General features: G+C 66.4%; 23 protein-coding genes. 13 read left to right on the top strand and 10 right to left on the bottom strand.

Translation table 11 applies throughout. The annotated features are described in order from the left end of the window. Positions 1-4 precede the first annotated feature (4 nt). Complete coding sequence (locus tag DSM104443_RS16030) at positions 5-2,182, bottom strand: TonB-dependent receptor (protein WP_171093991.1); 2,178 nt, start codon at positions 2,180-2,182, stop codon at positions 5-7. A gap of 114 nt (positions 2,183-2,296) precedes the next feature. Here DSM104443_RS16030 and DSM104443_RS16025 point away from each other — a divergent pair, with 114 nt between their 5' ends. Continuing rightward, entirely contained in the window at positions 2,297-4,036 is a 1,740-nt protein-coding gene (locus tag DSM104443_RS16025; RefSeq protein WP_212756736.1) for a carboxylesterase/lipase family protein, read from the top strand. Here DSM104443_RS16025 and DSM104443_RS16020 read toward each other — a convergent pair. Continuing rightward, positions 4,033-5,493, bottom strand: a complete 1,461-nt coding sequence (locus tag DSM104443_RS16020) for a M23 family metallopeptidase (RefSeq protein ID WP_171093989.1) — start codon at positions 5,491-5,493, stop codon at positions 4,033-4,035. The two genes, DSM104443_RS16025 and DSM104443_RS16020, sit on opposite strands and share 4 nt — an antisense overlap. A 34-nt stretch (positions 5,494-5,527) precedes the next feature. Continuing rightward, positions 5,528-6,316 carry an IclR family transcriptional regulator gene (locus DSM104443_RS16015; protein WP_171093986.1) on the bottom strand — a complete coding sequence of 263 codons (789 nt, stop codon included), beginning with the start codon at positions 6,314-6,316 and terminating at the stop codon, positions 5,528-5,530. Between the two features lie 57 nt (positions 6,317-6,373). On the opposite strand from DSM104443_RS16015, the gene DSM104443_RS16010 reads away from it, so the two are divergent. The 7 genes from DSM104443_RS16010 to DSM104443_RS15980 all read left to right on the top strand — a co-directional run bounded on the left by DSM104443_RS16010 (position 6,374) and on the right by DSM104443_RS15980 (position 12,762). After that, positions 6,374-7,390: a TauD/TfdA family dioxygenase gene (locus DSM104443_RS16010; protein ID WP_171093984.1), complete on the top strand. Its 1,017-nt coding sequence runs from the start codon at positions 6,374-6,376 to the stop codon at positions 7,388-7,390. Beyond that, positions 7,387-8,115, top strand: a complete 729-nt coding sequence (locus DSM104443_RS16005) for an SDR family NAD(P)-dependent oxidoreductase (protein WP_171093982.1) — start codon at positions 7,387-7,389, stop codon at positions 8,113-8,115. Before DSM104443_RS16010 ends, DSM104443_RS16005 begins: the two co-directional genes overlap by 4 nt. A gap of 18 nt (positions 8,116-8,133) precedes the next feature. Next, positions 8,134-9,096: a Bug family tripartite tricarboxylate transporter substrate binding protein gene (locus tag DSM104443_RS16000; RefSeq protein WP_171093979.1), complete on the top strand. Its 963-nt coding sequence runs from the start codon at positions 8,134-8,136 to the stop codon at positions 9,094-9,096. Positions 9,097-9,177: 81 nt separating this feature from the next. Further along, on the top strand, positions 9,178-9,747 hold the full coding sequence (locus DSM104443_RS15995) for a carboxymuconolactone decarboxylase family protein (protein WP_171093978.1): 570 nt from the start codon (positions 9,178-9,180) through the stop codon (positions 9,745-9,747). Further along, positions 9,744-10,892, top strand: coding sequence for a M20 family metallopeptidase (locus tag DSM104443_RS15990; protein WP_171093975.1), 1,149 nt, complete (start codon positions 9,744-9,746; stop codon positions 10,890-10,892). Before DSM104443_RS15995 ends, DSM104443_RS15990 begins: the two co-directional genes overlap by 4 nt. Beyond that, complete coding sequence (locus DSM104443_RS15985) at positions 10,889-11,734, top strand: polysaccharide deacetylase family protein (RefSeq protein WP_171093973.1); 846 nt, start codon at positions 10,889-10,891, stop codon at positions 11,732-11,734. The genes DSM104443_RS15990 and DSM104443_RS15985 overlap by 4 nt, the downstream gene beginning before the upstream one ends. Beyond that, a complete protein-coding gene (locus DSM104443_RS15980) occupies positions 11,731-12,762 on the top strand; it encodes an aldo/keto reductase (protein ID WP_171093971.1) in 1,032 nt (343 codons plus the stop codon). Before DSM104443_RS15985 ends, DSM104443_RS15980 begins: the two co-directional genes overlap by 4 nt. 49 nt (positions 12,763-12,811) lie before the next feature. Here the strand turns inward: DSM104443_RS15980 and DSM104443_RS15975 are convergent, their stop codons facing one another. The 3 genes from DSM104443_RS15975 to DSM104443_RS15965 are packed head-to-tail and all read right to left on the bottom strand — an operon-like array spanning position 12,812 to position 14,418. Then, positions 12,812-13,075 carry a MerR family transcriptional regulator gene (locus DSM104443_RS15975; RefSeq protein ID WP_171093969.1) on the bottom strand — a complete coding sequence of 88 codons (264 nt, stop codon included), beginning with the start codon at positions 13,073-13,075 and terminating at the stop codon, positions 12,812-12,814. Beyond that, positions 13,072-14,019, bottom strand: coding sequence for a DnaJ C-terminal domain-containing protein (locus DSM104443_RS15970; protein WP_171093967.1), 948 nt, complete (start codon positions 14,017-14,019; stop codon positions 13,072-13,074). The genes DSM104443_RS15975 and DSM104443_RS15970 overlap by 4 nt, the downstream gene beginning before the upstream one ends. A gap of 30 nt (positions 14,020-14,049) precedes the next feature. Then, on the bottom strand, positions 14,050-14,418 hold the full coding sequence (locus tag DSM104443_RS15965) for a YciI family protein (protein ID WP_171093964.1): 369 nt from the start codon (positions 14,416-14,418) through the stop codon (positions 14,050-14,052). A gap of 162 nt (positions 14,419-14,580) precedes the next feature. Between DSM104443_RS15965 and DSM104443_RS15960 the strand changes: the two genes are divergently transcribed. Continuing rightward, the gene (locus DSM104443_RS15960) at positions 14,581-15,309 is read left to right on the top strand and encodes an enoyl-CoA hydratase/isomerase family protein (protein WP_212756734.1); all 729 of its coding nucleotides are present in this window, start codon (positions 14,581-14,583) and stop codon (positions 15,307-15,309) included. Here DSM104443_RS15960 and DSM104443_RS15955 read toward each other — a convergent pair. Then, positions 15,306-15,536, bottom strand: a complete 231-nt coding sequence (locus tag DSM104443_RS15955) for a DUF2188 domain-containing protein (RefSeq protein WP_171093961.1) — start codon at positions 15,534-15,536, stop codon at positions 15,306-15,308. The two genes, DSM104443_RS15960 and DSM104443_RS15955, sit on opposite strands and share 4 nt — an antisense overlap. A 324-nt stretch (positions 15,537-15,860) precedes the next feature. Here DSM104443_RS15955 and DSM104443_RS15950 point away from each other — a divergent pair, with 324 nt between their 5' ends. Beyond that, a complete protein-coding gene (locus tag DSM104443_RS15950) occupies positions 15,861-16,730 on the top strand; it encodes a pirin family protein (RefSeq protein ID WP_171093959.1) in 870 nt (289 codons plus the stop codon). Between the two features lie 36 nt (positions 16,731-16,766). Here the strand turns inward: DSM104443_RS15950 and DSM104443_RS15945 are convergent, their stop codons facing one another. Further along, positions 16,767-17,120, bottom strand: a complete 354-nt coding sequence (locus DSM104443_RS15945) for a winged helix-turn-helix transcriptional regulator (RefSeq protein ID WP_171093957.1) — start codon at positions 17,118-17,120, stop codon at positions 16,767-16,769. A gap of 55 nt (positions 17,121-17,175) precedes the next feature. On the opposite strand from DSM104443_RS15945, the gene DSM104443_RS15940 reads away from it, so the two are divergent. Continuing rightward, positions 17,176-17,694, top strand: a complete 519-nt coding sequence (locus tag DSM104443_RS15940; protein WP_171093955.1) for a hypothetical protein — start codon at positions 17,176-17,178, stop codon at positions 17,692-17,694. Here DSM104443_RS15940 and DSM104443_RS15935 read toward each other — a convergent pair. Further along, complete coding sequence (locus DSM104443_RS15935; RefSeq protein ID WP_171093953.1) at positions 17,691-20,210, bottom strand: choice-of-anchor D domain-containing protein; 2,520 nt, start codon at positions 20,208-20,210, stop codon at positions 17,691-17,693. The genes DSM104443_RS15940 and DSM104443_RS15935 overlap by 4 nt on opposite strands. A 137-nt stretch (positions 20,211-20,347) precedes the next feature. After that, positions 20,348-21,262, bottom strand: a complete 915-nt coding sequence (locus tag DSM104443_RS15930) for a LysR family transcriptional regulator (protein WP_212756732.1) — start codon at positions 21,260-21,262, stop codon at positions 20,348-20,350. A 94-nt stretch (positions 21,263-21,356) separates the two neighbouring features. Here DSM104443_RS15930 and DSM104443_RS15925 point away from each other — a divergent pair, with 94 nt between their 5' ends. Together DSM104443_RS15925 and DSM104443_RS15920 are read left to right on the top strand one after the other, a co-directional pair. Further along, positions 21,357-22,406 carry a porin gene (locus DSM104443_RS15925; RefSeq protein WP_171093951.1) on the top strand — a complete coding sequence of 350 codons (1,050 nt, stop codon included), beginning with the start codon at positions 21,357-21,359 and terminating at the stop codon, positions 22,404-22,406. A gap of 2 nt (positions 22,407-22,408) precedes the next feature. Beyond that, positions 22,409-23,914 carry a lyase family protein gene (locus DSM104443_RS15920; protein WP_171093949.1) on the top strand — a complete coding sequence of 502 codons (1,506 nt, stop codon included), beginning with the start codon at positions 22,409-22,411 and terminating at the stop codon, positions 23,912-23,914. Positions 23,915-23,925: the final 11 nt, after the last annotated feature.

Below are 23,925 nucleotides of genomic sequence, written 5' to 3'. Positions count from 1 at the left end.
CAGGTCAGAACGAAGTGGCCAGTCGCACCCCGTACTGGCGCGGCGGCCCGACGAAACGCAAGCCGGAGTTGATCGCCGTCACATAGGTCTGGTCGGTGAGGTTGGTTCCGTACAGCGTCACGAGATAACCCTTGTGCAGCCACGCGAGCTGCGCATTGAGGATGTTGCGGCTGCCGATGCGATCGCCGCGCGCCTCGTTCTGGAACAGCGTGGCCCACTGCTGCGAGACGTGCCCGTAGTTGAGCCGCGGCGTGATGATGTCCTCGCCCCAGCGGAATTCGCGCTGCACGCCGAAGTTGAAGGTGAGGTCCGGCGCATAAGTCTGGTCCGTTCCCTCCAGGTTGCGGCAAGCGGCACTCTCGGGTCCCGTGTTCGGATCGCAAGGCACGGTCGAGGCGCCTCTCGGGTCCACCGCGTAGAAGCGGCCGAGGTTGCTGCGCATCACGCCGAGGCCGGCATCGAACTTCCAGTCGTCGAAGTTGGCTTGCAGCTGCGCCTCGAATCCGGAGATCTTCGTCGTGCCGGGCACGTTCAGCTCGAAGCCGAAGGTCGGGAACGTCGGGTAGCCGACGATCACCTGGAAGTTCTTGTAGTCGTTGTGGAACGCGGTGAGCTGCGCGCGGAACTTGCCGTCCAGCCAGATCGACTTCCATCCGGCCTCGTAGCTGTTGACCTTCTCCTCGTCGAAGGGCGGCGGAATTCCCAGGCCGACGGGGACGTTCAATCCGCCCGGACGGAAGCCGGATGCGGCGAAGGCATAGAGGAAGTTCCGGTTATCGAGCTGGAAGTTGAGCGCGGCCTTGCCCGAGAAGTTGGTGTATTCGGCTTCCTGGACCTGCTTCAACGGCAGTCCGTACTGGACGACGTTGACGTCGTTGGCCGTGGTGCTCTTGGTGTAACGGCCGCCCAGCTCGAGCTCGAGACGGTTGGTCAGGTCGAAGCCGACCTTGCCGAACACCGCCGAGGTCTTCTTCGGATTGGTGCCGTCCAGGACGTACTCGCTGAGGGGGCTTCCCGGCGGCACGCCGATCACGAATTCCTTCGGGGGAAACGTGAGGGTGTCCTTCTGCCAGTAGGCGCCCACGATCCACTTCAACCAGCCCGTGTTGGGCGAGATGAGGTTCACCTCCTGCGAATAGATGCGTTCGTCGACGACATCGCGGAACGTGCTGTTGCCCGTGCTGGTGCCGTCCAAGTCCGAGCGATACGCGGTGGTGCCGTCCTGGTAGCCGCTGACGGAGCGCAGCTTGATGCCGTTGGCGAACTGGTAGTCGAGCGTGAGCACCGAGCGCACGACCCGGTCCACCGCCTTCAGGTCGGCGTTGGCCGTCAGGTTGAACGGGTCGTTCGTCGCGTTGACCGGGTCGGCCGGATAGGCGCCGAAGTCCAAGTGGCTGTAGTCGGTCTTGAACAGCACGGAGAACGCGCTGGTGGGTTGCCAGTGCAGGCCGATCCGCGCGCTCTGCGTGCGCATGCGCGCATCGGTGCCCGTGTAGGGGCCGCTGATGTCATAGAAGCTGTCGTGGTTCTCGGTGTTGAACGCGATGCGCGCGGCCAGCGTTTCGCCGAGGGGGATATTGAGCGCGCCCTGGAAGCCGTAGTCGCGGTAGTTACCGAGCTGGGCTTGCGCGTAGCCCGTATACCCGCCGCCGATGATCGGGTCGTTGGTGGTGACGAAGACCGCGCCGCCCGTCGCGTTCTGGCCCACGAAGGTGCCTTGGGGGCCGCGCAGGATCTCGATGGTCGCGATGTCGTAGTAAGGCTCGCCGGTGAAGTAGCCGGGGAACGTGGCGACGCCGTCGCGGTAGGTGACGACACCCGTGGTGGTCTGCGAGTTGTGCTCGCCCTTGCCGATGCCGCGGATGTTGAAGTCGATGCCCTGGCCGAAATTGTTCACCGTCGCCGAGGGCGTGACGAACATGAGCTGGTCGACGTTGTTGATGCCCTTGTTGACCAGGTCGTCGCCGGTGAGCACGGTCGCCGAGATGGGGCTCGTCTGCAGGGGGCGGCTCCGCCGCTCCGCCGTGACGACGACGGTCTCGACCTTCGTGGCTTCCTGCTTGGCCTCTTCCGCTTTCTTGGCTTCCGGCGTGGCCTCCTGGGCGGAGGCGATTCCATACCAGGGCAGGGCCAGCAGCAGGCTTGCGCGCAACACGTTCTTCTTCGTGTTTCCAGTTTTCATCTTCTCCTCCTCCAAGGATCCGGCTCGGTTAGGCGCCGGGTCTTTGCCCGGCCTTGCCATTAGGAATCATTTTATCTAATGTGTCTATATTCATTCAGCGGATAGTGAATGTAAATGGGTCAAGGCTTCCTGGCAAAAGGCATGGGTGCGTTCTCGGCGGCCCTGCTGTTGAGCGGCTGGGCCCACGGCGAGACGCCGGCCCCGCCCGTGCAGCGAACGACATCCCTCGGCACGGTCGTCGGCAACGACGACTCGGCAAGCCGCGGCACCTATTCCTGGAAGGGCATTCCGTACGCCAGGCCTCCGGTCGGCGAGCTGCGATGGAAGGCTCCGGCCGATGCGGTCCCCTGGACGTCCCCGCGGCTCACGCAACAGTTCGCCAATGCCTGCGCATCGCTGGGCCGCCTGTACGGGCCGGGCTTCAACAATCGCTACGACGCCACCATCGGCGCCAGCCTCGACAAGTACGTCGGCTCGGAAGACTGCCTCTACCTCAACATCTGGCGCCCCGCGACCGCGGCGAAGAACCTGCCGGTCATCGTCTTCGTGCACGGCGGCAGCAACATCACCGGCTATACCGCCGACCCGCTCTACGACGGCGCCATGTTGGCGAAGACCGCCAATGCCGTCGTCGTCACGGTGAACTATCGGTTGGGCGTGCTGGGCTTCTTCCGCTCGCCGTACCTCCGGACGGGCGACCCGCAGGACGATTCGGGCAACTTCGCGCTGCTCGATATCATCAAGTCGCTGCAGTTCATCCATCGCAACATCGCGAGCTTCGGCGGCGATGCCGGCAAGGTTTCGCTGATGGGTGAATCCGCCGGCGCGGTCAACGTCTATGCGCTGATGACCTCGCCGCTGATGGTCAAGGCCCATCCCTCGCTGGTGCATCGTGTCGTGCCGCTCAGCGGCGGCATCTCGCGCGCCGCGGATCTGCCCCCTGGCGCTTTCCCGGTGCTGTTCCCCGCCTCCGTGTTCGAGACGCAGGCGAATGCGCTCCTCACCCACCTGCTGATCGCCGACGGCCTGGCGACGGATGCCGCGACGGCGCAAACCTATATGGGGTCACGCAAGGCCGAAGAGATCGCCGGGTACCTGCGCGGCAAGAGTGCCGACGCCGTGTTGACGACGGTGCTCAAGCTCCGGCCCCTGGGACTGGGGGGATCGAACCCCGTGCCCGATGGCCATGTCGTGTCGGAGAGTCCCATCGAGGCCATCAAGGCGGGCCGCTATCTCAAGGTCCCCGTGCTGGCGGGCAACACGCGCGACGAGGGCAAGCTCTTTCCGGGCCTGCTGGCGGTGTCGCCGGCCCTGGGAGGAGCCAGCGGCCGCTTGCTGACCGATGAGCAGGCGTTCGCGATCCATTTCAGCTACGACCCCGATGCGGCCCCGGCCACGAAGCTGGAGCAGTGGATTCCGGAGGCGTACCTGCCGATCGCGAAGCCCGTGACCGGCTTCAACGCGCGCATGGCCACGCTCGACAGCTACTGGTTCAGGCCACTGCGCGACAACGTGCTGGGCGCGCTGAAGACGCAGCAGGCCAACGTCTGGTACTACAGCTTCGAGTGGGACGAGGAGCCGTCGCCCTTCAACGAGATCTTCGGCGCCGCGCACGCGTTCGACCTTCCCTTCGTGTTCGGGAATTTCGGCCCGCAACTGTGGGCGAATTTCAGCTTCACCAAGGCCAACCAGCCCGGGCGCGTGGCCCTGGCGGACGCGATGATGCGTAGCATCGGTGCCTTCGCTCGCAATGGCGATCCGAACGACGCCTCGCTGGGTGTGACGTGGCCGACATGGCCCAAGACGCTGGTCTTCGACGCCACTCCGACGGTCAAGGCGATTCGAGTCCCCTAGCGGGGGTGCCGCTTCCCCGAGCTCTTGTTGCCTGGGCTCTTGGTCGCCGAGCTCTTCTTGGCGGCGATGCGTGCACCTTGCTGTGCCTCGTGAATCTCGATGCCGCTCTGGCCCGCGAGCTTCGGCGTGACGTTGGCCTCGATCCACTTCGCGTCCCACCACTCCACGGGCAGGATCGCCAGGCCGTCGAGGTAGACGCCGAAATGCAGGTGATCCCCCGCGGCCAACCCCGTTTCGCCGGATTTCCCCAGCGGCTGGCGCTTGGTCACGGTGTCGCCCACCTTCACGTCGATCGACGAGAGGTGGCCGTACAGCGTGAAGAGCCCGAGGCCGTGGTCGAGGATCACGGCGTTGCCGTAGATGCCCAGGTCGCCGGTGAACGCCACCGTGCCGCCGTTGGAGGCCTCGATCGGAATGTGCTTCGTCACCGAGAGGTCGTAGCCCAGGTGGTACGCGGTGTCCACGGGCTGGCCGTTGTAGGTGTAGGTGCGCTGGTCGGCGAAGTTCGCCTCCACCTTGCTGTTGCTCAATTGCGCGAAGGCGCCGTCCCACAGCTTCTTCGGCGTGGCTTTCGTCGTCACTTCGGTGATCTTCGCTTCGTTCACCTTGCGCAAGGCCTTGTTCACCGCCACGAAGACGTCCTGGGGCGTGCCTGCGCGGGCGGACGCGTCGGCGAGCAGCGGCGCCACCTTGTTCTGCAGGAAGTTGTCGGAGAGCGCGATCGTGCTCTTCTTGTAGCGCACGTCCTTCAGCTCGTAGGAGATGCCGATCTCGCGCGTGTTGCCGGCCTTGTCCGCGGCCACCAGGCGCGGGCGCGTGCCGGGCTCCACGTTGTACGGATGCGCGAACATCGCGACGAAGTGATCGGGATGCCCTTCTACTTGACCCGCGAAGCCGGGGAAGAAGTACTCGCCGATCTTCACGCCGGAGGCAGCCGTGTCCGCGGAGGCCTTGTAGACGATGACGCCCACGCCGCCGAAGTTCACGTACCGGTCGTCGGCCACCAGCTCCAGCGTGGGCGGCGTGATGTCGATGGTGACGTTCTTCTCTAGCAGGGCTTCGTTGCCGCTGAAGGATTGGCGCAGGGAATTGTCCTTGGCTCGCACGCGCAGGACCGCGGGGCCTTCCTTCACGCCCGCCACCTTCGCGAGCGCGACCGTGAGCTTCTTCTCCGCCACGGGCTGGGCGAACTGCTCGGAGGCGAGCGGGATCTCCGCACCGCCCTGCGAGAGGGTCGCCACGATCGACTTCAGGCCCGTGCCGGCATCCGCGACCTGGATCTCGAGCGGCGCCGTGCCCAGCGCATCCGCGTTCGGGAGCAGGGCGATGGTCGGCGGGTCGGATTCGAAGCGCGGCCGCAGGTACCAGGCGCTTGCAGCCAGGCCGGCGAACACGATCAGGAGGAGGGCGACGAAGAGGGGTGCTTTGCTGCGGGGACGGTCGTTCTGGAGGCTCATCTCGACTTGCGAAGTTGCACGTGCGTCCCGAATTTTAGCCGTGTTTTCGGCTCAGTGCGTGCGCCGTTTGGGAAGCGAGCGGCCCGAACTTCTTCTCGAACTGCAGCGGCGTCCAGTTTCCCAGCGACCCGGCGATGTGCACTGCCCCTGCAGGACGGCCGTCGGCAGCCGTGATCGCCCCAGCCACGACCAGCTCGCCCATCACCGTCTCCTCCACGGTCAACGCGTAGCCCTTCGTCCGCGCCTCGGCGATCTTGGCCTTCACCTTCGGGCGCTCGAAGATCGTTTTCGGCGTGACAGGCTTCAGGTCGCAGCGGTCGAGGATCGCGTCCACATGCTCGTCGTCCAGCAACCCCAGCATCACGCGCCCGCCCGACGAGCAATACACGGGCATCCGCCGCCCGATCAGGGACGAGAAGTAGTACTCCCGCTTCGAGAGCTGGCGGACGGCGTAGATGATCGAGGTGTCGTCGAAGAGCGAGAGGTTGACCCGCTCGCCGCACGTCCGTTGCAGGTCCAGCAGCACGGGCGAGGCGGCCTCCACCAGCGTGTTGGCGCGCAGGTAGTTGAACGAGAGCTCGAGCACCTTCTTGCCCAGCGAGAAGCGCTTGGTGTCGCCGCACTTCTCCAGGTAGCCCAGCTGCGAGAGCGTGTGGGTGAAGCGCTGCGCCGCGCTCTTGTCGATCTCGCACGCCTCGGCGATCTCGCGCAGCGTCATGAACTGCTGGCCGGCGCTGAACGCCCCGAGCACGCGCAATCCCTTTTCCATCGATCCCACGAACAACGCATCTTCGCGAACCGCAGGTGTCGTTTTCTTTTTCATCCGTTATAGTGAACTGGAAGGCAATACAGACATATTGCATTGTAATACGGAGCCCCAATGGAAATCCGCCGCGAGCACGTGACCCACCCCAGCGCGTGGACCGGGCGCCAGATGCGCGCCAGCACCGACTGGATCGTGGATTGGCCCGCGGAGGCGCTCTCCGAGGTCGAGTGGGCCACGCGCGACCTGCGGACCCTGCGCAAGACCATGCCGGCCTTCGGCCGCGAGCACTTCGCGCTGCCCCGTGCCTACGCCTTCCTGGCCGGCGTGATGCGCGAGGTGACCCAGGGCCGCGGCTTCGTCCTGCTCCGCGGCCTGCCGGTGCACAAGTACGACAGCCAGTTCCTGCGCGACCTCTATTGGGGCCTCGGCCGGCATTGGGGCACCGCGGTCACCCAGAACGCCCAGGGCGATCCGATCGCGGAGATCACCGACCACGGCCTGGACCCGAACAAGGTGGGCGTGAAGCCCTCGATGACCAACGCCGAGCAGCGCCCGCACAGCGACCCGTGCGACGTGGTGGCGCTGCTCTGCGTGCAACCGGCGAAGGAGGGCGGCCTCTCCCGCATCGCGAGCTCGGCGGCCATCTACAACCGCCTGCTGGAGGAGAACCCGGAGGGCATGGCATCGCTCTACCGCGGCTTCCACCACGACCTTCGCGGCGATGAAACGCCGGCGGCGCCGTACGGGTGCACGCCGGTGCCGATCCCCGTCTATCGCTGGCACCAGGGGTTGCTCTCCTGCGTGTTCAACGCGAGCAGCGCACGCCAGGCGGCCGAGCGCATGAACCGCGCGCTTTCGAGGGACGACCTCATGCTCCTCGACCGCATCGTCGATCTCGCGCATTCGGACGAATACCGGCTCGACATGGCCTTCAAGCCGGGCGACATCCAGCTCCTCAACAACTTCACCACCGTCCACTGGCGCACGGGCTACGTCGACCACGCGGAGCAAGAGAAGAAACGCCGCCTCTACCGCCTGTGGATCAACCGCCCGGGCGAGCGCCCGGTCGATCCCGAATTCCATCGGGGCTACATCACGGGCTCCAACGCAGGCCTTCCGGTGACCGCATGAACAGCGACGCGAAGCTCACGGCCGTCATCACGGGCGGCAGCAACGGCATCGGCCAAGGCCTTTGCGCCATGTTCTTAGCGGAGGGCCACACGGTGATCAACCTCGACGTGCAGCCGCCGAAGGTTGCCGAGACCGACAAGTACCGCTACTTCAAGATCGACCTCGTCGATGCGGACGCCACGCAGAAGCTCGCCGAACGGATCGCGAAGGACTTCACCGTGGATTGCATCGTGAACAACGCGGGCACGCCGACGCCGGGCAACCTCGAGGGCGTCACGAATGCGCACATCGACACGGGCGTGAACCTCTCGATCCGCACGCCCGTGATCCTCGCGCAGGCGTTCGTGCCGGGCATGAAGGCGCGCAAGTTCGGAAGGATCATCAACATCTCGTCGCGCGCGATCCTCGGCAAGAAGGCGCGCACGGTTTACTCGTCGACCAAGGCCGCGATGGTCGGTCTCACCCGAAGCTGGGCGCTCGAGCTCGGGCCCAGCGGCATCACCGTCAACGCCATCGCCCCCGGGCCGGTGCTGACGGAGCTCTTCAAGAAGAACAACCCGCCCGAGGTGGCCGCGAAGTTGGTCGAGCACGCGATCGTCGGCAGGGCGGGCACTCCGGAGGACATCGCGCGCGCGGTGCTGTTCATGGCCGATCGCGCGAATGGATACGTCACGGGGCAGGTGCTGCACGTCTGCGGCGGCTCGAGCCTCACCCTCAACTGGTAATACAAGGGAGTAATCCGGATGAAGACCTTCAGCGCACTTGCAGCGCTCGCCGCCACGCTCGTCATGGGTGTCGCGAACGCGCAATTCCCCACCAAGCCGATCAGGATCGTCGTCGCCAACCCCCCGGGCGGCCAGACGGACGTGGCCTCGCGGATCATCGCGCAGGAGATGTCCAACATCCTCAAGCAGCCGATCATCATCGAGAACAAGCCGGGCGCGAACGCGAACCTCGGCACCGAGTACGTGAAGGGCCAGGCGGCCGACGGCTACACGCTGATCGTCACGGCCATCAACAACTTCGGCTCCAATCCGGCGCTGATGAAGGAGATGCCGTTCGACCCGGTCGCCGACTTCAAGATGATCGTCCACACGATCTCCAGCACCAACGTGCTGGTCGTCGCTCCCGAATCGCGCTTCAAGACGCTGCAGGACGTGCTCACCGAAGCGAAGGCGAACCCCGGCAAGTTGACCTACGGCTCCGCGGGCGCGGGCTCCTCGATGTTCCTCTTCATGGAGCTGCTGAAGTCGCTCACAAAAGTGGACATCCTCCACGTTCCCTACCAGGGCAGCGCCAAGGCCAACATCGACATCATCGGCGGCAGCATCGACATGCAGTTCGATTCGATGCCGGGCGCCTCGTCACTGGTCGAGTCGAAGCGGCTGCGTCCGCTGGCGGTGTCGAGCGCCAAGCGCTCGCCGGTGCTGCCGGACGTTCCCACCGTCGCGGAATCCGGCGTTGCGGGCTTCGAAGCGGAATCGTGGCTCGGCTTCGCCGCGCCGAAGGGCACGCCGGACGACGTCATCCTGATCCTCAACAAGGCTGCCAACCAGGCACTGCAGGCCCCCACCGTGCGCGACAAGCTGCTCGGCATGGGCACGCGTCCCGTCGGGGGCACGCCGCAGGAATTCACGAAGTTCGTCGAGAACCAGGTCTCGATGTGGAAAAAAGTCATCGCGTCGAACGGCATCCAGCCCAAATAAATAGGGTCAGACCCTAATTAATTGATTCACCGCAAATGATCGTCGTCCCCGCGCAGGCGGGGACCCAGCCAAGGAGCAAGCATGGCCGTACTGAACGAAGTCGATCCCGCCACCAACCCGGAAGCAAAGAAAGTCTTCGACGAGATCACCGCCTCGCGCGGCTGGGTCTCCAACGCGATGAAGTCGCTCGCCAACGCGCCCGAGGGCCTGCGCCGGTTCGCGCACGTGGGCGACTACGTGCGCTATCACACCAAGCTCTCGGAGCGCCTGGTCGAGCTCACCATCGTCACCATCGGCCACAAGGTCCGCTACGCCGCCACGCACCACGGCCAGCTCGCGGTGCAGGCCGGTATTCCGCAGGCGGCGGTGGACGAGATCCTGCAGGGCAAGGTGCCGTCGTCGCTGCCGGAAGTCGAACAGCTCGCCGTCCGTTACGTGCTGGAATTCGCGTCGGCGGACTCGATCGCCAACTCCACGTTCGCGGCGCTTCGCAAGCACCTGGACGATCGGCAGATGACGGATCTCACGCTGCTGGCCGCGTACTATCTCGCGTACGGCACGATGATCAAGGGACTCCAGGTGCAGCTCGAGAACAAGGACAAGCTCGACATCGAGATGCAGTGGCAGAAGGCGCACCTCGAGCGCCAATGACCACGACGCAAGGCAAGGCCGTCTGCGACTGGCTCGCTGGCCACCGCGCCGAGATGATGGCGCTGCTGGAGGAGGCGGTGAACATCGACTCCGGCAGCTCCCACAAGCCGGGTGCCGATCGCATGGCGGGCCTCATGGCCTCGGTGCTGCAAGGCGCGGGCATCTCGACGCATCGCGTTCCACTCGCCACGCACGGGGATTGCGTCACGGCCGAGCTGGGCGGCGGCCTGGGGGGCCACGTGCTTCTCCTCGGCCACATGGATACGGTGTTCCCGGTGGGCACGGCGAACCAACGCCCGTTCCGCATCAACGGCGAGACGGCCCACGGTCCCGGTGTGGCGGACATGAAGGCAGGCCTGGTGATGAACGCGTATGTCGCGCGCGCATTCGCCGAGGTTGGCGCGAAAGCTCCGCCGATCCACATCCTGTTCACGGGCGATGAGGAAGTCGCATCGCCCGCATCGCGTGCCATCACGCTCGAACGTGCGAAGGGTGCTCGCGCCGTGTTCAATGCGGAGCCCGGGCGTCCGATATGGAACGTGGTCAATGCGCGCAAGGGTGCGTTCTTCATCGACTTCGAGGTGAAGGGTGTCGCCGCGCATTCGGGCGTGAATCCGTACAAGGGTGCTTCCGCCATCGAGGCCATCGCCCACAAGGTCGTCGAGCTGCAGGGGCTGAACAGCCCGGACCAGGGCATATCCGCCAACGTCGGCACGATCTCGGGCGGCATGACCGTGAACACCGTCGCGGACTACGCGCGCGCCCAACTCGACGTGCGCTACCCCGGCAGCGTGGACCGCGCGGCCCTGCACGCGAAGATCCTCGAGATCATCCAGCGCCACGCCGTGAAGAACACGCATGCGCACATCACGAACGAGGGCATCTTCTATCCGCTGGCCCCTTCACCCGAGAGCGAGGCGTTGCTGGCCCGTTACCAGCGCTGCGCGAGCGAGCTCGGCATGAAGGTGGAGGCGGAATTCACCGGCGGCTCGGCGGACAGCGGCCTCACCGCGTCCGTGGGCGCGCCGACGCTTTGCGCCACCGGCCCCGTCGGCGGCGACGTGCACACCGACCGCGAATGGCTGCGCGTGGACAGCCTGGTGCCGCGCGCGCAAGCGCTGGCCCTCACGATCCTCGACCTATGACCCAGCGCCTGATCGCGTGCGTTACCTTCGACGTCGACGCCATGTCCGGCCTCGTCGCCCGCGGCCTCACGAGTGCCACGCCGGTCTCGCGCGGTGAATTCGACACGGTCGCCATCCCGCGGATTCTCAAGCTCCTCGACCGCTACTCGATCAAGACCTCGTTCTTCATCCCCGGCGTCGTTGTCGATACGTACCCCGCGATGTGCGAGTCGATCGTGAAGGCGGGGCACGAGATCGGCCACCACGGCTGGACGCACGTGCCGCCCGCGAACCTGAAGCCCGAGCAGGAAGAAGCCGAGATGGTGCGCGGCCTCGAGCGCCTGAAACAGCTCACCGGGAAGGTCCCCGTCGGTTACCGCTCGCCGTCGTGGGATCTCAGCGCCGATACGGTCCGCCTGCTCCTCAAGTACGGCTTCTACTACGAGAGCAGCATGATGGGCGACGACCACACGCCCTATCGCGTGCGCCAGGGCGACAAGATCCACACGGACCGCGGCATCGAGTTCGGCGCGGCAACACCTTTGATCGAGCTGCCCATCAGCTGGTCCACCGACGACTTCCCGCACTTCGAGTACCTGCGCCTCCCGACCACCGTGAACCCGGGCCTCATGAACGCGCGCGGCGTGCTGCAGAACTGGCTCGACGACTGGGAGTACATGCGCAGGAACGAGCCGTGGGGAATCCTCACCTATACCTGCCACCCGTACGTCATCGGCCGCGGCCACCGCATGCTGATGCTGGAGGGGCTGCTCGAAGGGCTCGCCAAGGGCGGCGCGGTGTTCACGACGCTCGAGGCCGCCGCCCGCGAGTACGACCAGCGCGCGCCGTTCAAGCGCGGATGAAGCTCACGCGGCTGGGCAAGGCCGGGGTACAGGTCTCGCGCCTGTGCCTGGGCACCATGAGCATGGGGGCACAGCAGTGGCGGCCGTGGGTCCTTGGTGAAGCCGAAGCGCGGCCGCTCTTCCAGCGCGCGGTCGAGCTGGGCGTCAACTTCTTCGATACGGCCGACACATACTCCGCGGGTGAAGCGGAGATGCTCCTCGGCAAGCTCGTGCGCGAGACCGGCCGCCGCGACGAGTTCGTCATCACGACCAAGGTCTACAACCCGGTCACGTTCGACTTCAAGTCGGGGCAGGACCTCGCCTCGCTCGAGAAGGCTCGCAAGCCCAACATGCAGGGGCTCTCACGCAAGCGCATCTTCGCGGCCATCGATGCGTCGCTGCAGCGGTTGCAGCTCGATCACGTCGACCTCTACCAGATCCATCGCTGGGACTATGCGGTGGAAGTGGAAGAGTTCATGGAAGCGCTGCACGACGTCGTGAAGGCCGGCAAGGCGCGCTACATCGGAGCCTCCAGCATGTGGGCCTGGCAGTTCGCCAAGGCGCAGCACGTGGCCGAGCGCCATGGCTGGACGAAGTTCGTCTCGATGCAGAACCACTACAACCTCGCCTACCGCGAGGAAGAGCGCGAGATGCTGCCGATGCTGCGCGACATGGGCGTGGCGTGCATCCCCTGGAGCCCGCTCGCGCGGGGATTCCTCCTGGAAGAGCCGGGCGCGCCGTCGTCCAGCGTTCGCCGCGACGTCGATCCGCTTCGCAAGCAGTACTACAGCGGGGAGTCGGATCGCGCGGTGGCGGCGGCGGTGGGCGAGGTGGCGAAGGAGCGCGGCGTGACCCGCGGCCAGGTCGTCATGGCGTGGCTACTTTCGCCGCACTCCGCTTCGGGCGGCGTGACGGCACCGATCGTGGGACCGCAGACGATCGCCGAGCTCGAGGATCTCGCGGCCGGCACGGAGCTGCAGCTCAGCCCCGATGAGGTGCGCCGCCTCGAGGCGCCTTACCAGCCGAAACGGGTGATGGGTCACCAGTAGGATCCCGTTCATCGCGGACAGGATCCGTTCCGCGTGGAGAGGATCCCGTTCAGCGGGAATGCGAGCGCCTCGCGTCCAGCTCCTCGAGAAGATCCGCCACCAGGGCAGCCAGCTCCGGCACGGCGTCGTAGTCGCGCTCGATCTGCCGGATGCGGCGGGCGCGCACCAGCGTCGTGACCGTGAAGCGAGGCTCGCCGGCAGCTGCAATCAACAAGCCTTCCTCCACGTGGTGCACGACCCATTCCTGCTCGACCGCGCACAGGCGCGCCAGCTCCTCGAGCGTGAACTGCGTCTTGATCTCGTGCTCGCTCATGCCTGTTCCTTCGGCGCGCGCGGGTCGAAGGCCATCTCGCGCGCCATCGTCTCGTACAGCTCCTTCGCCTTGTCCGTGTCCGCCGGCGGCAGGACGACCTGCAGGTCGAGGTAGATATCGCCCGGCGTGGCGCCCGGAATACCTTTCCCGCGAACCCGCATCTGCTTCCCGGATTGCGCACCCGCCGGCACGCGCACGTTGAGCAGGCCGCCCGGAGTCTCCACGGGCACCACCGCGCCCATCGCCGCTTCCCACGGGGCGAGGGGGAGGGTTACGTGCAAATCCCTTCCGGCGACCCGATAGCGGGGATGCGGATTGAAGTGGACCTCCAGCAGCAAGTCACCGGCCGGCTGCCCACCCATCCCCGGTGAGCCCTGGCCCGCGAGCCGGATCATCTGGCCCTCGTGCACGCCCTTGGGGATCTTCACGTCGAGGGTTCGTGTCTCCAGCGTCGCGTGACCCTGGTCGTCCACGCGCGGGGAGCGAAGCGAGATCTGCCGTTCGGCGCCGGTGTACGCGTCCGTGATGTCGAGCATCACCTTCGCAACGTGGTCTTCGCCGCGCGCTTCGAACGACGGCCCCCGGGCGCGTCCCCCCATGCGGCCGAAGAGGTCGCTGAAGAACTCGCTGAAGTCCGCGGACTCACGTGGATCGAACTCGTGGCGCGAGAACTCGAAGCCGGCGTCCCAGTCCGGCGGCGGGCGGAAGTCCTGCCCCGACTGGTAGCCGCTGCCCACCTGGTCGTAGGCCGCGCGTTTCTCCGGATCCGAGAGCGCCGCGTAGGCCTCGTTCACTTCCTTCATGCGCGCATCCGCGTCCGGCTCCTTGGAGACGTCCGGGTGGTACTTGCGGGCGAGCTTGCGGTACGACTTCTTGATGTCGTCCACGCTCGCGTCCCGGGCGACGCCCAGGACCTCGTAGTAATCCTTGAATGCCGTGGCCATCCCGATCAGATGGGAGCGGCCCGGCGAGGTTCAACCCGCGCGGACCCCGAACTCCGGCCCGTCCAGCGCCCGGACCTCGCATTCGACGTTCCATTCGTCGCCGTGGATGGCGAGGAAGCGGTGGGTGATCTCGAGCGCTTCCTTCATCGAGGGGGCCTCCAGGATCGCGTAGCCGCCGATGATCTCCTTGGTCTCGGTGAACGGACCGTCGGTGACCGAGACCTTTCCCCGGTTCCAGCGCACCCGAACGCCCTCGGCCGTGGGGCGCAGGCCCGCGGTGCTGATCATCGTGCCGCTGCGGGTCATCTCGTCCAGGAGCTTGCCCATTTCCTGCATGAGGCGGTCGCTCGGCTGCCCGGCGTTCTTCTCGTCAAGACGGATCATCGACAGGAATTTCATCGTTCTTCCTTCATTAGGTGTTGGATGACTCTAGTCGAACGGCGGCCGGTCGTTTCGACAGGGCATCTGGATGAGTTTGGGGCATGCACGGCATGCCCCGAAGTCGTTTGTGAGCGCATGCACCTCGGCCGCAGGATCGTCGTTTCCCCCCAAGAGAGCGCCATGACCCAGATCGCCCGTATCGTCATCGACCGTCCCGAGGCCATGAACGCGATGAATGCCGCGGTCCTCCAGGCCCTCCTCTCCGATATCGAATGGGCCGCCGCGGATCCCGACGTGCGCGCCCTCATCATCGTCGGCGCGGGCGACAAGGCGTTCTCGGCCGGCGCCGACATCGCATACCTGAACCGCGCCACGCCGATGGAGGTCCGCGAGCTGGCCCGCCTCGCCGTGGAGGTGAACCACCGGATCGAGACGCTCGGCAAGCCGGTCATCGCCGCACTCAACGGCTACGCGCTGGGGGGCGGGCTGGAGTTGGCCGAGGCGTGCGCCATCCGGATCGCGGCATCCCACGCCGTCATGGGTCACCCCGAAGTGCGCATCGGTGCCGTGGCGGGATTCGGTGGAACGACGCGCCTGCCGCGCATGGTCGGCAAGGGCAGGGCGGCCGAGATGCTGCTGACCGGCCGCGTCATCGATGCGAACGAGGCGCTCGCGATCGGCCTCGTGAACCATGTCGTGCCGGCGGAGGAGCTCCTGCCGACCGCAGAACGTATCGCAATGGACATGGCGTCATGCCCGTCCCCTGCGGTATGGCTTACATGGGAGGCCCTGCATCGCGGCCTCAACATGTCGCTCGAAGAGTCGGCCGGGCTGGGTGCGGACTATTTTGGATTGGCCGCCTCGACGCCCGGGTTTCGTGAAGGCACTTCCGCCTTCCTGCGGCGCTAGCCCTTCGTGCCGCGCGGATCGTTGCCGTAGCTGTGCTTCGCGGAGATCTGCCCGTTCTCGTTCTTGATCAGGAGCTCGGTGTGCTTGTTCTCCGCCAGCTCCTTGCCGCGCGCGATGGCGTCGGACTTTCGCTCGTGCAGCGAGTCCGCACGCTGGGTCTTGTCGGTCTGGACGGCCCAGCGCCCATCGGGCCGGGGTTCTACGGCGACTTGCGGTCTTGCAGCCATGGTGATTCCTCGCTTCGAAAGGGCGGTGTTGCCCGATCTTGGGACACGCGTGGGTAGCCGAGATTCAATGAAATGCATTCCCCTGATCCCGTGGATCTCCAAAGTGATCCTTTGGATCAGAGGCGTTGCTCCCGTGGATCACTTTGCCGATCCAGTGGATCAGGCGAATGCAGAAGTGCACTTTGAGGTACCCCCCACGTCTTCATGGAGCGATCTTGCCGAACCGCTGGGTCGCCCCGCCGAGCCACTGGGATCGCCCTTGCCGAGCCACCCGACGGGCTCCCGGGGTTGAGTCGCTCCGATTCGCCGCCATATTCTTCTTCCATGAACACTCCCAAGAAGATCCTCGGTACCCACAGCGCTCCCGACCGCCACTGGGTCGGCGACGGCTTCCCCGTCCACGGCATGTTTGGCTATACCGGCAACACGGGCCGCATCAGCCCGTTCCTGTTGCTGGACTACGCCGCCCCCATCCACTTCGAGCCCACGGACAAGCGCCGCGGCGTCGGAGCCCATCCGCACCGCGGCTTCGAGACCGTCACGATCGTCTATGACGGCGAGGTCGAGCATCGCGACTCCACCGGCAGCGGCGGCGTGATCGGCCGTGGCGACGTGCAGTGGATGACGGCGGGCGGCGGCATCCTCCACGAGGAATTCCACTCCGCCGGCTTCGCCAAGTCCGGTGGCCCGTTCGAGATGGCCCAGCTCTGGGTGAACCTCCCGGCCAAGGACAAGATGACCGCGCCCGGATACCAGGCCATCACCGACAAGCAGATTCCCGCCGTGCCGCTTCCGGATGACGCGGGAACCGTGCGCGTGATCGCGGGCGACTACGCCGGGAGCAAAGGCCCGGCACGCACTTTCACGCCGATGAACGTCTGGGACGTCCGGGTGAAGGCGGGCAAGACCGTGGATCTCTCGCAGGCCGAAGGCTGGACGGTGCAGATCGTCGTGATGGCGGGTGCGGTGCAGTTGAACGGCGGGACGGACCTGCGCGAGAAGCAGATGGCTACGCTTTCCACCGAGGGCGGCGGCGTCACGATCGAAGCCAAAAGCGACGCCAAGGTCCTGCTGCTCGCGGGCGAGCCCATCGACGAGCCGGTCGTCGGCCACGGCCCCTTCGTGATGAACACGCGCGAGGAGATCGTGAAGGCGGTCGTGGACTTCAACGCCGGCAAGTTCGGCCGGATGTGACGGGCAGCCGGAAGGGATCTGGCAGCGGGATATGACCTAGCAGGAGGAGGGCCTCGGCCCTCCGTCCCGCTCCAGGTGCGCCATTCCCCAATGACGCACGCTGTGCAGCAGCGGCATCACGGTCTTCCCGTGCTCCGTCAGCGAATAGACCACCTTCGCCGGCACCTTCCCCGTCTCCATCCGCTCCACGATCCCGTCCGCGACCAGCTCGCGCAATTGCTGCGTGAGCACCTTCTGCGAGATGCCGAACATGCGTTCGCGCAGCGCGGCGAAGTGGCGCGGAGATTCGCCGAGCCAATAGACGATGATCAGCTTCCACTTCCCGCCGAGCGCCGCATTCGTCGCGGTGTAGGGGCAGTCGGCGAGGGGGTTGGTGCGGGCACGGGCCATGGGAACCTCCAGGTGCCTTCTGTTCGAAGGCGGGTGACCGCGCTAATTTACCGCGATGCGCGCACCCCGACTGTTACTGGCCCTCGTCATGACGATCCCGCTCGCCGCACTGGCGGCCCCGAACGACTTCGACTTCGAGTTCGGCGACTGGAAGGCGCATCTGAAACGCCGCCTCGATCCGCTGACCGGCTCCGACAAGTGGGTGGAGTATCGCGGCACGTCGATCGTGCGCAAGGTGTGGGGCGGTAAAGCCAATCTCGGAGAGATCGAGCTCGAGGGCGCCGCCGGCCGCATCCAGGGCCTGAGCCTGCGCGTGCACAACCCGACGACCGGCCAATGGAGCATCTCGTTCTCGAACAGCGCCGGCGGCACGATCGGCACGCCGATGATCGGCGGCTTCAAGGACGGCCGCGGCGAGTTCTACAACCAGGAGACGTTCCGCGACCGCGCGATCTTCGTCCGCTTCGTCTTCTCCGGCATCACGGAGAAGGCCTTCCGTCTCGAACAGGCCTTCTCCGACGATGGCGGCAAGAATTGGGAAGCGAACTGGATCGCGACGTTCACGCGCGACTAGCGCGCCATCCCGCTCATGGGCACGTCGAACGGTGCCACCCCCATCGAGAGGTTCGCCCGCAACACGGCCTGGTGCGTCGCCGAGGCAGTCGGCAGGTAGGCGATCACGAACTCGCACGCCTGCCCCGGCTCGATGGTGGTCGGCGGCACGCCGTTCTGGCACATCGACTTGATGATCCGGAACATCGCCGGATTCGCGCCCGCGATCGTGAAGCCGTCCACGAAGGCCAGCATCGTCCCGGTGTTCCGTATCTTCAGCTGCTGGATCCCGCTCTGCCCCACCGGCACCATTCCGAACGCGACGGGATTCGGCACGGCTGTCAGCGTCGGTGTCCCCGTTGCCATCCCCTGCAGCGGCACGGACTGCGGCCCGCTGGGAACATTGGAGGCGACTTGCAGGCTGCCCGAATGCGGACCGACGACGCCAGGCATGAAGAGCATGTCCACGTAGCAGGAGGCCCCGGAAGCGAGCGTGTACGGCTTTGGTCCGCACGTGTCGCCGAAGATCAGGAACGTGCCGGTGCCGGTGTAGAGGTTCGAGATCACGACCGGAGCGCCGCTGCTGTTTCCGATCGTCGCCCTCGCGTAGCTCCCGCCGACGGTGCCGATCGTCACGTTGGCGAACACGACGGGACTCGGGTTGAACGTGAGGCCGGGCACCTTCCCCTCGCCGTGCAGCGCGACGGTGTGGTCGAGCTGGTGGATATCGTCGGTGCGGATGTAGAGCGTGGCGTCGTAGGCGAAAGCCGCGGGCGCGAAGAACTCCACCCTCAGGTCGCACGCCTGGCCACCGCCGAGCCGGCCGACGCACGTGGAGCCCGGAATCACGCGGAAGTAGTAGCTGTCCGTCATGACCGAGACGATGTTCATAGCCGACACGCCGCTGTTGCGCAGCGTCACGATGCCGGGCGTGCCCCATGCGCCCACGGGTGCCGTGAGGCTCACCGCGGACGGCGTGACCTCGAGGTGGGGCGAGACTGTGAGCTGGTGGTACGGGTACTCGACGTTGCCGGCCTGGTCGACCGCCCAGTAGAGCAGCGTGCTCCAGCCACTCGGGTTGAGGAGCACGGTCGCCGCGCTGCCCGCCACCACCTGGTCGGGCCCGAGGCCGCCCAGGTTGTAGCGGATCTCGCGAACGCCCGATGTCGCGTCGGTCGCGACGATCCGCGCCTGGAAGCCCGCGGACGTCGGCACCAGGGTCGCGTGGCTGAGCGGAGGCGTCTTGTCGATCGCGATCTCGATCCGGCCCTCGTCGCCCAGGTTGCCGTCCTTGTCCACGGCCGCGAAGTTCACCGCGCTGATGCCTTCCGTGCGCAGCGGCAGGAGGATCGTGAACGCCGATTGCGTGGACGGGAGCGCGAAGTCCGCGCCCTCGATGTCGAACGTGATCTCCGGCGCGGTGTAGCGCGGCACGGGATGGTTCGCTTCCAGCCGCACTTCGACGTCCGTGGTGTTCCAGCCCGTCCCGTTCGGCTGCGGATGCAGCGAGGCACGGACCGTGGGGCCCGTGGGCCCGATCTCGATGTCGGCCTTCGCGTTGCCGAAGTCGATGGAGCGGACGCGGACCTGCACGTCGTATGCGGCGTCGTAGTAACGTTCGCCCGGCTGGAGGTCGTACGAACCGCCGGCGTTCCTCTCGAGGAGCGTGACGTGGCCGAGGCCCACGCGGTGTACCAGGACCACGGGTTCCGGAATGCCGGCATCCCACCCATCCTGGGTCCGCAGTTCGACATCGAGATGCTCGTCCGGCGTGAGGCGGATGCGAGCCATGTGCATGTCGGTGCCCGCCTCGAAGGAAACCGAATCGAGGCGCACCGCCCTCAACGGGCCGGGTGTCACGTCGACGATGCGACGAGGATCGAGCCATTCGAGGAGCGCCCGGTACGAGGCGTTCAAGCCCGGTCCGCTTTTGCCCCCGCTGCCCATGAACGTGTGCACGCGGGCGAAGCTCATGGTGTCCCACGGATCGCCGTAGACGATCCTGGGCCAGCCCATCGAGTGGTTCATGCCGTACCCATGCCCCATCTCATGGCCCGCCGCGGCAGGGACCAGGGAGCTCGGCGTCAGCGCCACCCGCTTGGTGGTCCCCCAGAACTCACCGCGATCGTCGTTCCAGACCACCACGGTGCCGTAGAAGTCGTCGAGCTTCACGCCCTTGGCCGCCTTCCGGCAGAGCTCGAGCTTCTCGTCGCGCCCTGCAGGCGGCTCGCCGCCCAGCTTGTTGAACTCGTCGAACGTGAGCGGCAAGTCGAACCATCCGAAGACCTTCGAGCCGGTGAGATCCACCTTGCCGAAGGACATGTCCCTCCAGAAGTCGAACATCATTCCCTGGCCCTTGCCGGCCTCCGTGAAGAAGATCTCGGCGTCCTTTACCGTGAAGGGCTCGGCCGGGATGTCCTTGAACTTGCACAGGACGATCGCCCAGGAGGTCTTTCCGGAGACCGGATTGACGGCCAGGGCCGGCAGCGCGAAGAGCAGCAACAGGGACAGGACTGCAAGGCGGACAAGGGAAGCCATCGATCGATCCTCCGAAGTGAAGGCAGGATCTTGGGGGCGGACGGTGTCGTGGCGATGCAGCTTGGAGCCGGTTGGGAGTGCAGAATCGTGCGTGAATTCGGTGGCGTGATTCGGGGGCCGATTCCGTTCACGGCGTGTTAGTCCAGCACGCGGCGAGCCACGGCAATCAGGTTCGTCACGGCCGGATTCGTGTCCTCGCGATGGGTCAGCAGCGTGAGCGGCGCAACCATCCTCCCGGCGCCTTGCACGGGCAAGTAAGCGATGCGGTCGGCGAGAATGCCGCGCATCGATGAGGGAACCACGGTAGCTCCCACGCCCGCGGCCACGAGCATCAGGTTCGTGAGCATGTTCTCCACCTCGGCGGCGATCTTCGGCGTGAGCCCCGCTTCCCGGCAAGCGTCGAGCAGCGTTCCGTACATGCCCGGAGCACCGGGACGTCGGACGAGGATCAGCGGTTCCTTCACGAGGTCACGCAAGCCGATGCCGGGAGTGGATTTCTTCCGGGCGCGCTGAGCCAGCGGATGCGACGCGGCAAGGGCGGCGACCAGCGGCTCCTGGTCGATCTGCACGAATCGAAGGTCCGGGTCGCGCACGACGGGCACGCGCACCATGGCCGCCTGCGCGTGCCGGCCCAGCACCGCTTCTGACAACGACGCCGCGTTTCCCTCGAGGAATGAGAGGTGCACGTCCGGGTAGCGGGTGCGAAACGACGCGATCGTGTCCGAAGCCGCGGGGTGCGTGGCCGCGGAGCTTGTGAACCCGATCCGCAGAGTGCCCGCCACGCCCTTGGCCACGCGGCGCGCGCGGGCCGTGGCGCCATCCACGCGTTCCAGCAGGGCCAGCGAATCCTCGAGGAAGGCCGAGCCCGCGGGCGTGAGCTCCACGCCGCGCGGCAGCCGGTCGAAGAGCCGCACGCCCAGCTCCCGCTCGAGCGCGGCCAGCTGTTGGCTGAGCGGCGGCTGCTGGATGCCGAGGCGTTCGGCCGCGCGCGTGAAGTTGCCTTCGGCCGCGATGGCCGTGAAGTAACGCAGGTGGCGGAGCTCCATCGTCATATCTCCAACGTCTTGCAAGGTGCCGGACAGGATATTGGATATATGGATTCCGTGCTGCTAGTGTCGCCGGACAACATCGGAGGAGTCCAAGAAAATGAAGAAATGCCTCGCCGCGCTCGCGGCCGTCGCTGCATTGCCCTGCGCTGGCCAGGAGACCGAAGGCGCCGATGGCAGCCCGGTCACGCTCTATGGCCGCGTCTACCTGATGTTCGATTCGGTCGAGGCCAAGGGCGGTACCAATCCCGTCCCGCGCCGCAACCGCGTGACCGACCAATCCTCGCTGCTGGGCGTGCGCGGCACCGAGAATCTCGGCGGCGGACTGAAGGCGGTCTACCAGCTCGAGACCGGCTTCTCGCCCGACGCGGGCAGCGGCACGTTCGCCAACCGCAACAGCGGCGTGGGCCTGGCGCACCCGAACTTCGGCACCGTGATCATGGGCCGCTGGGACATGCCGATGAAGACCGCGCAGGCGGCACCCCTCGACCCGTACACCGACCTGGCGCTCGCCGACATCACCGGCACCGCGCTGAACCAGGGCAACTTCGCCAACCGCGAGGCGAACACCATCCAGTATTGGTCGCCGACGCTGAGCGGCTTCGAGGTGCGGCTCGCCTACGCGGCCAACGAGGCCAAGGCCGCCGATCGCAACCCGTACAAGTACGGCGCGTCGGTCGTGTGGTCGAACAAGGAGGTCTACCTCACCTACGCCTACGAGAAGCACAACGACTCGCGCGACGGCACGGTCACCCCGGGCATCGAGGAAGAGGGCCACGGCATCGGTGCCTACGTGCGCCTCTTCGGAGCCAAGCTGATGGCGCAGTACGGCGAATACAGCCGCACGAACACGGTGAAGCAGAAGGGCTACGCGCTCGGCGTGGATTGGGTGCTCGCCGAAAAGCACCACGTGCTCGCCATCTACCAGAACTCGAAGGACGGCGGCGTGACGACGGCCGCCCAGCCGCGTTGCGACATGACCGGCGTCGGCTACCGCTATGACTTCTCTCGCCGCACGTTCGTCACCGCGTACTACACGCGGGTGAGCAACGAGGTCGGCAATCTCTGCAACTTCGGCGCCGGCACGTTGAGCATCACGGCGGGTGGGGATCCGCAGGGCATCTCGGCGGGTATCCGCCACGTCTTCTGATCATGAAAAAAACCTTCTTCCTGGTTGCCGTCGCGGCGACCCTCTGTTGCGGATCCGCATTCGCCCAACGTCGGGCCGCCGCCACCTTCAACGACGAGTTCTACTGGCTGAACGAGTTCAACAAGGCCTCGACGGTGATGGTGGTCGAGCAGGGCATCGTCTCGAAGGAGCTGGGCGCGCGCATCGCCGATGGAGTCTCGAAGGTCATCGCGGACGGCGCGAAGCCCGGAGCCAGGCGGCCGGGCGACTACCTCCAGTACGAACCGCTGCTGCTCGCCTACGCAGGGCCGGACGCCACGCGCATGCACTCCGGACGCAGCCGCCAGGACATCATCCCCACCAACCGTCGCGTGATGCTGCGCGAGCGAACGCTCGCCCTCATGGAGGCGATGACGGCCGCGCGGCAGAAGCTCCTCGAGACGGCGGGCAAGCACCAGAAGACGATCGTGCCCGGCTACACCAACGGCGTGCAGGCGCAGCCCACCACGTACGGCCACTATCTGTTGGGCTTCTCGAGTGCGTATGCGAGACAGGGCGAGCGCCTGCGCCAGGCGTACGCGCGGTTGAACCAGAACCCGCTTGGCGTCGCCGTGTATGGGACGTCGAGCTTCCCGATCAATCGCGTGCGCCTGGCCGAGCTGCTGGGGTTCGACGGCAACGTGGAGAACGGCTACGACGCGGCCCAGCTCTCGATCATGGATGTGCCCGTCGAGCTCGATTCCGTCGCCGCTCTCAGCGCGCTCACCACCGGCTCGCTGGTAGCCGACGTGCACACGCAGTATCACCAGACCACGCCGTGGCTGCTGATCCAGGAGGGCTCCGAGACGCACGGCAGCAGCATCATGCCGCAGAAGCGGAACCCGACGGTGCTGAACAACCTGCGCCTGTCATCGAGCCTCGTGGTGGGTGACGCGCAGCTCTCCGTCATCGTCGCGCACAACGTGACGCCCGGCATGCCCGACTCCAAGCGCGACCATTCGCACCGCGCGCTCGAGGACGCGATCGCGATGTTCGGCCACCTGCAGCGCTTCTTCGAGAACCTCGTGGTGAATGCGCCCGCGGCCCTGGCCGAAGTGAACAAGGAGTACTCGACAACCACGGAGCTCGCCGACGTGCTCCAGCGTGAAGCGGACATCCCGTTCCGCGTGGGCCACCACTTCGCTTCGGAGCTGGTGACGTTCGGCCGCAGCGCGGGGATCGGCCCGAGCGAGATCTCGTTCGCCGATGCGAAGATCGTCTGGTCGGAGGCCGCGAAGAAGTACAACGCGCCGGCCGCGTTCCCGCTCACCGAGAAGCGCTTCCGCGATTCGCTGTCGGCCGAGGGCATGGTGGCGGCCAGCCGCGGCCTCGGGGGGCCGCAGCCTGCCGAAGTCGCGCGGATGCTGGAGTCGGAGAAGAAGAAGCTCGCGGCCGACGTGGAGTGGCTGCAGGCCCAGCGGGGCCGGTTGGAGCAGGCCCAGTCCAAGCTGGACCAGGCCTTTGGGGCGCTCGCCGGAGCGAAGCGCTAGGCGCAGGGGCC

It is taken from the genome of Usitatibacter rugosus, from assembly GCF_013003965.1.
Taxonomy (GTDB): Bacteria; Pseudomonadota; Gammaproteobacteria; order Burkholderiales; family Usitatibacteraceae; genus Usitatibacter; species Usitatibacter rugosus.
Note: the sequence above shows the minus strand (reverse complement) of the source record. Positions and strands in the feature narration are given on the sequence as shown.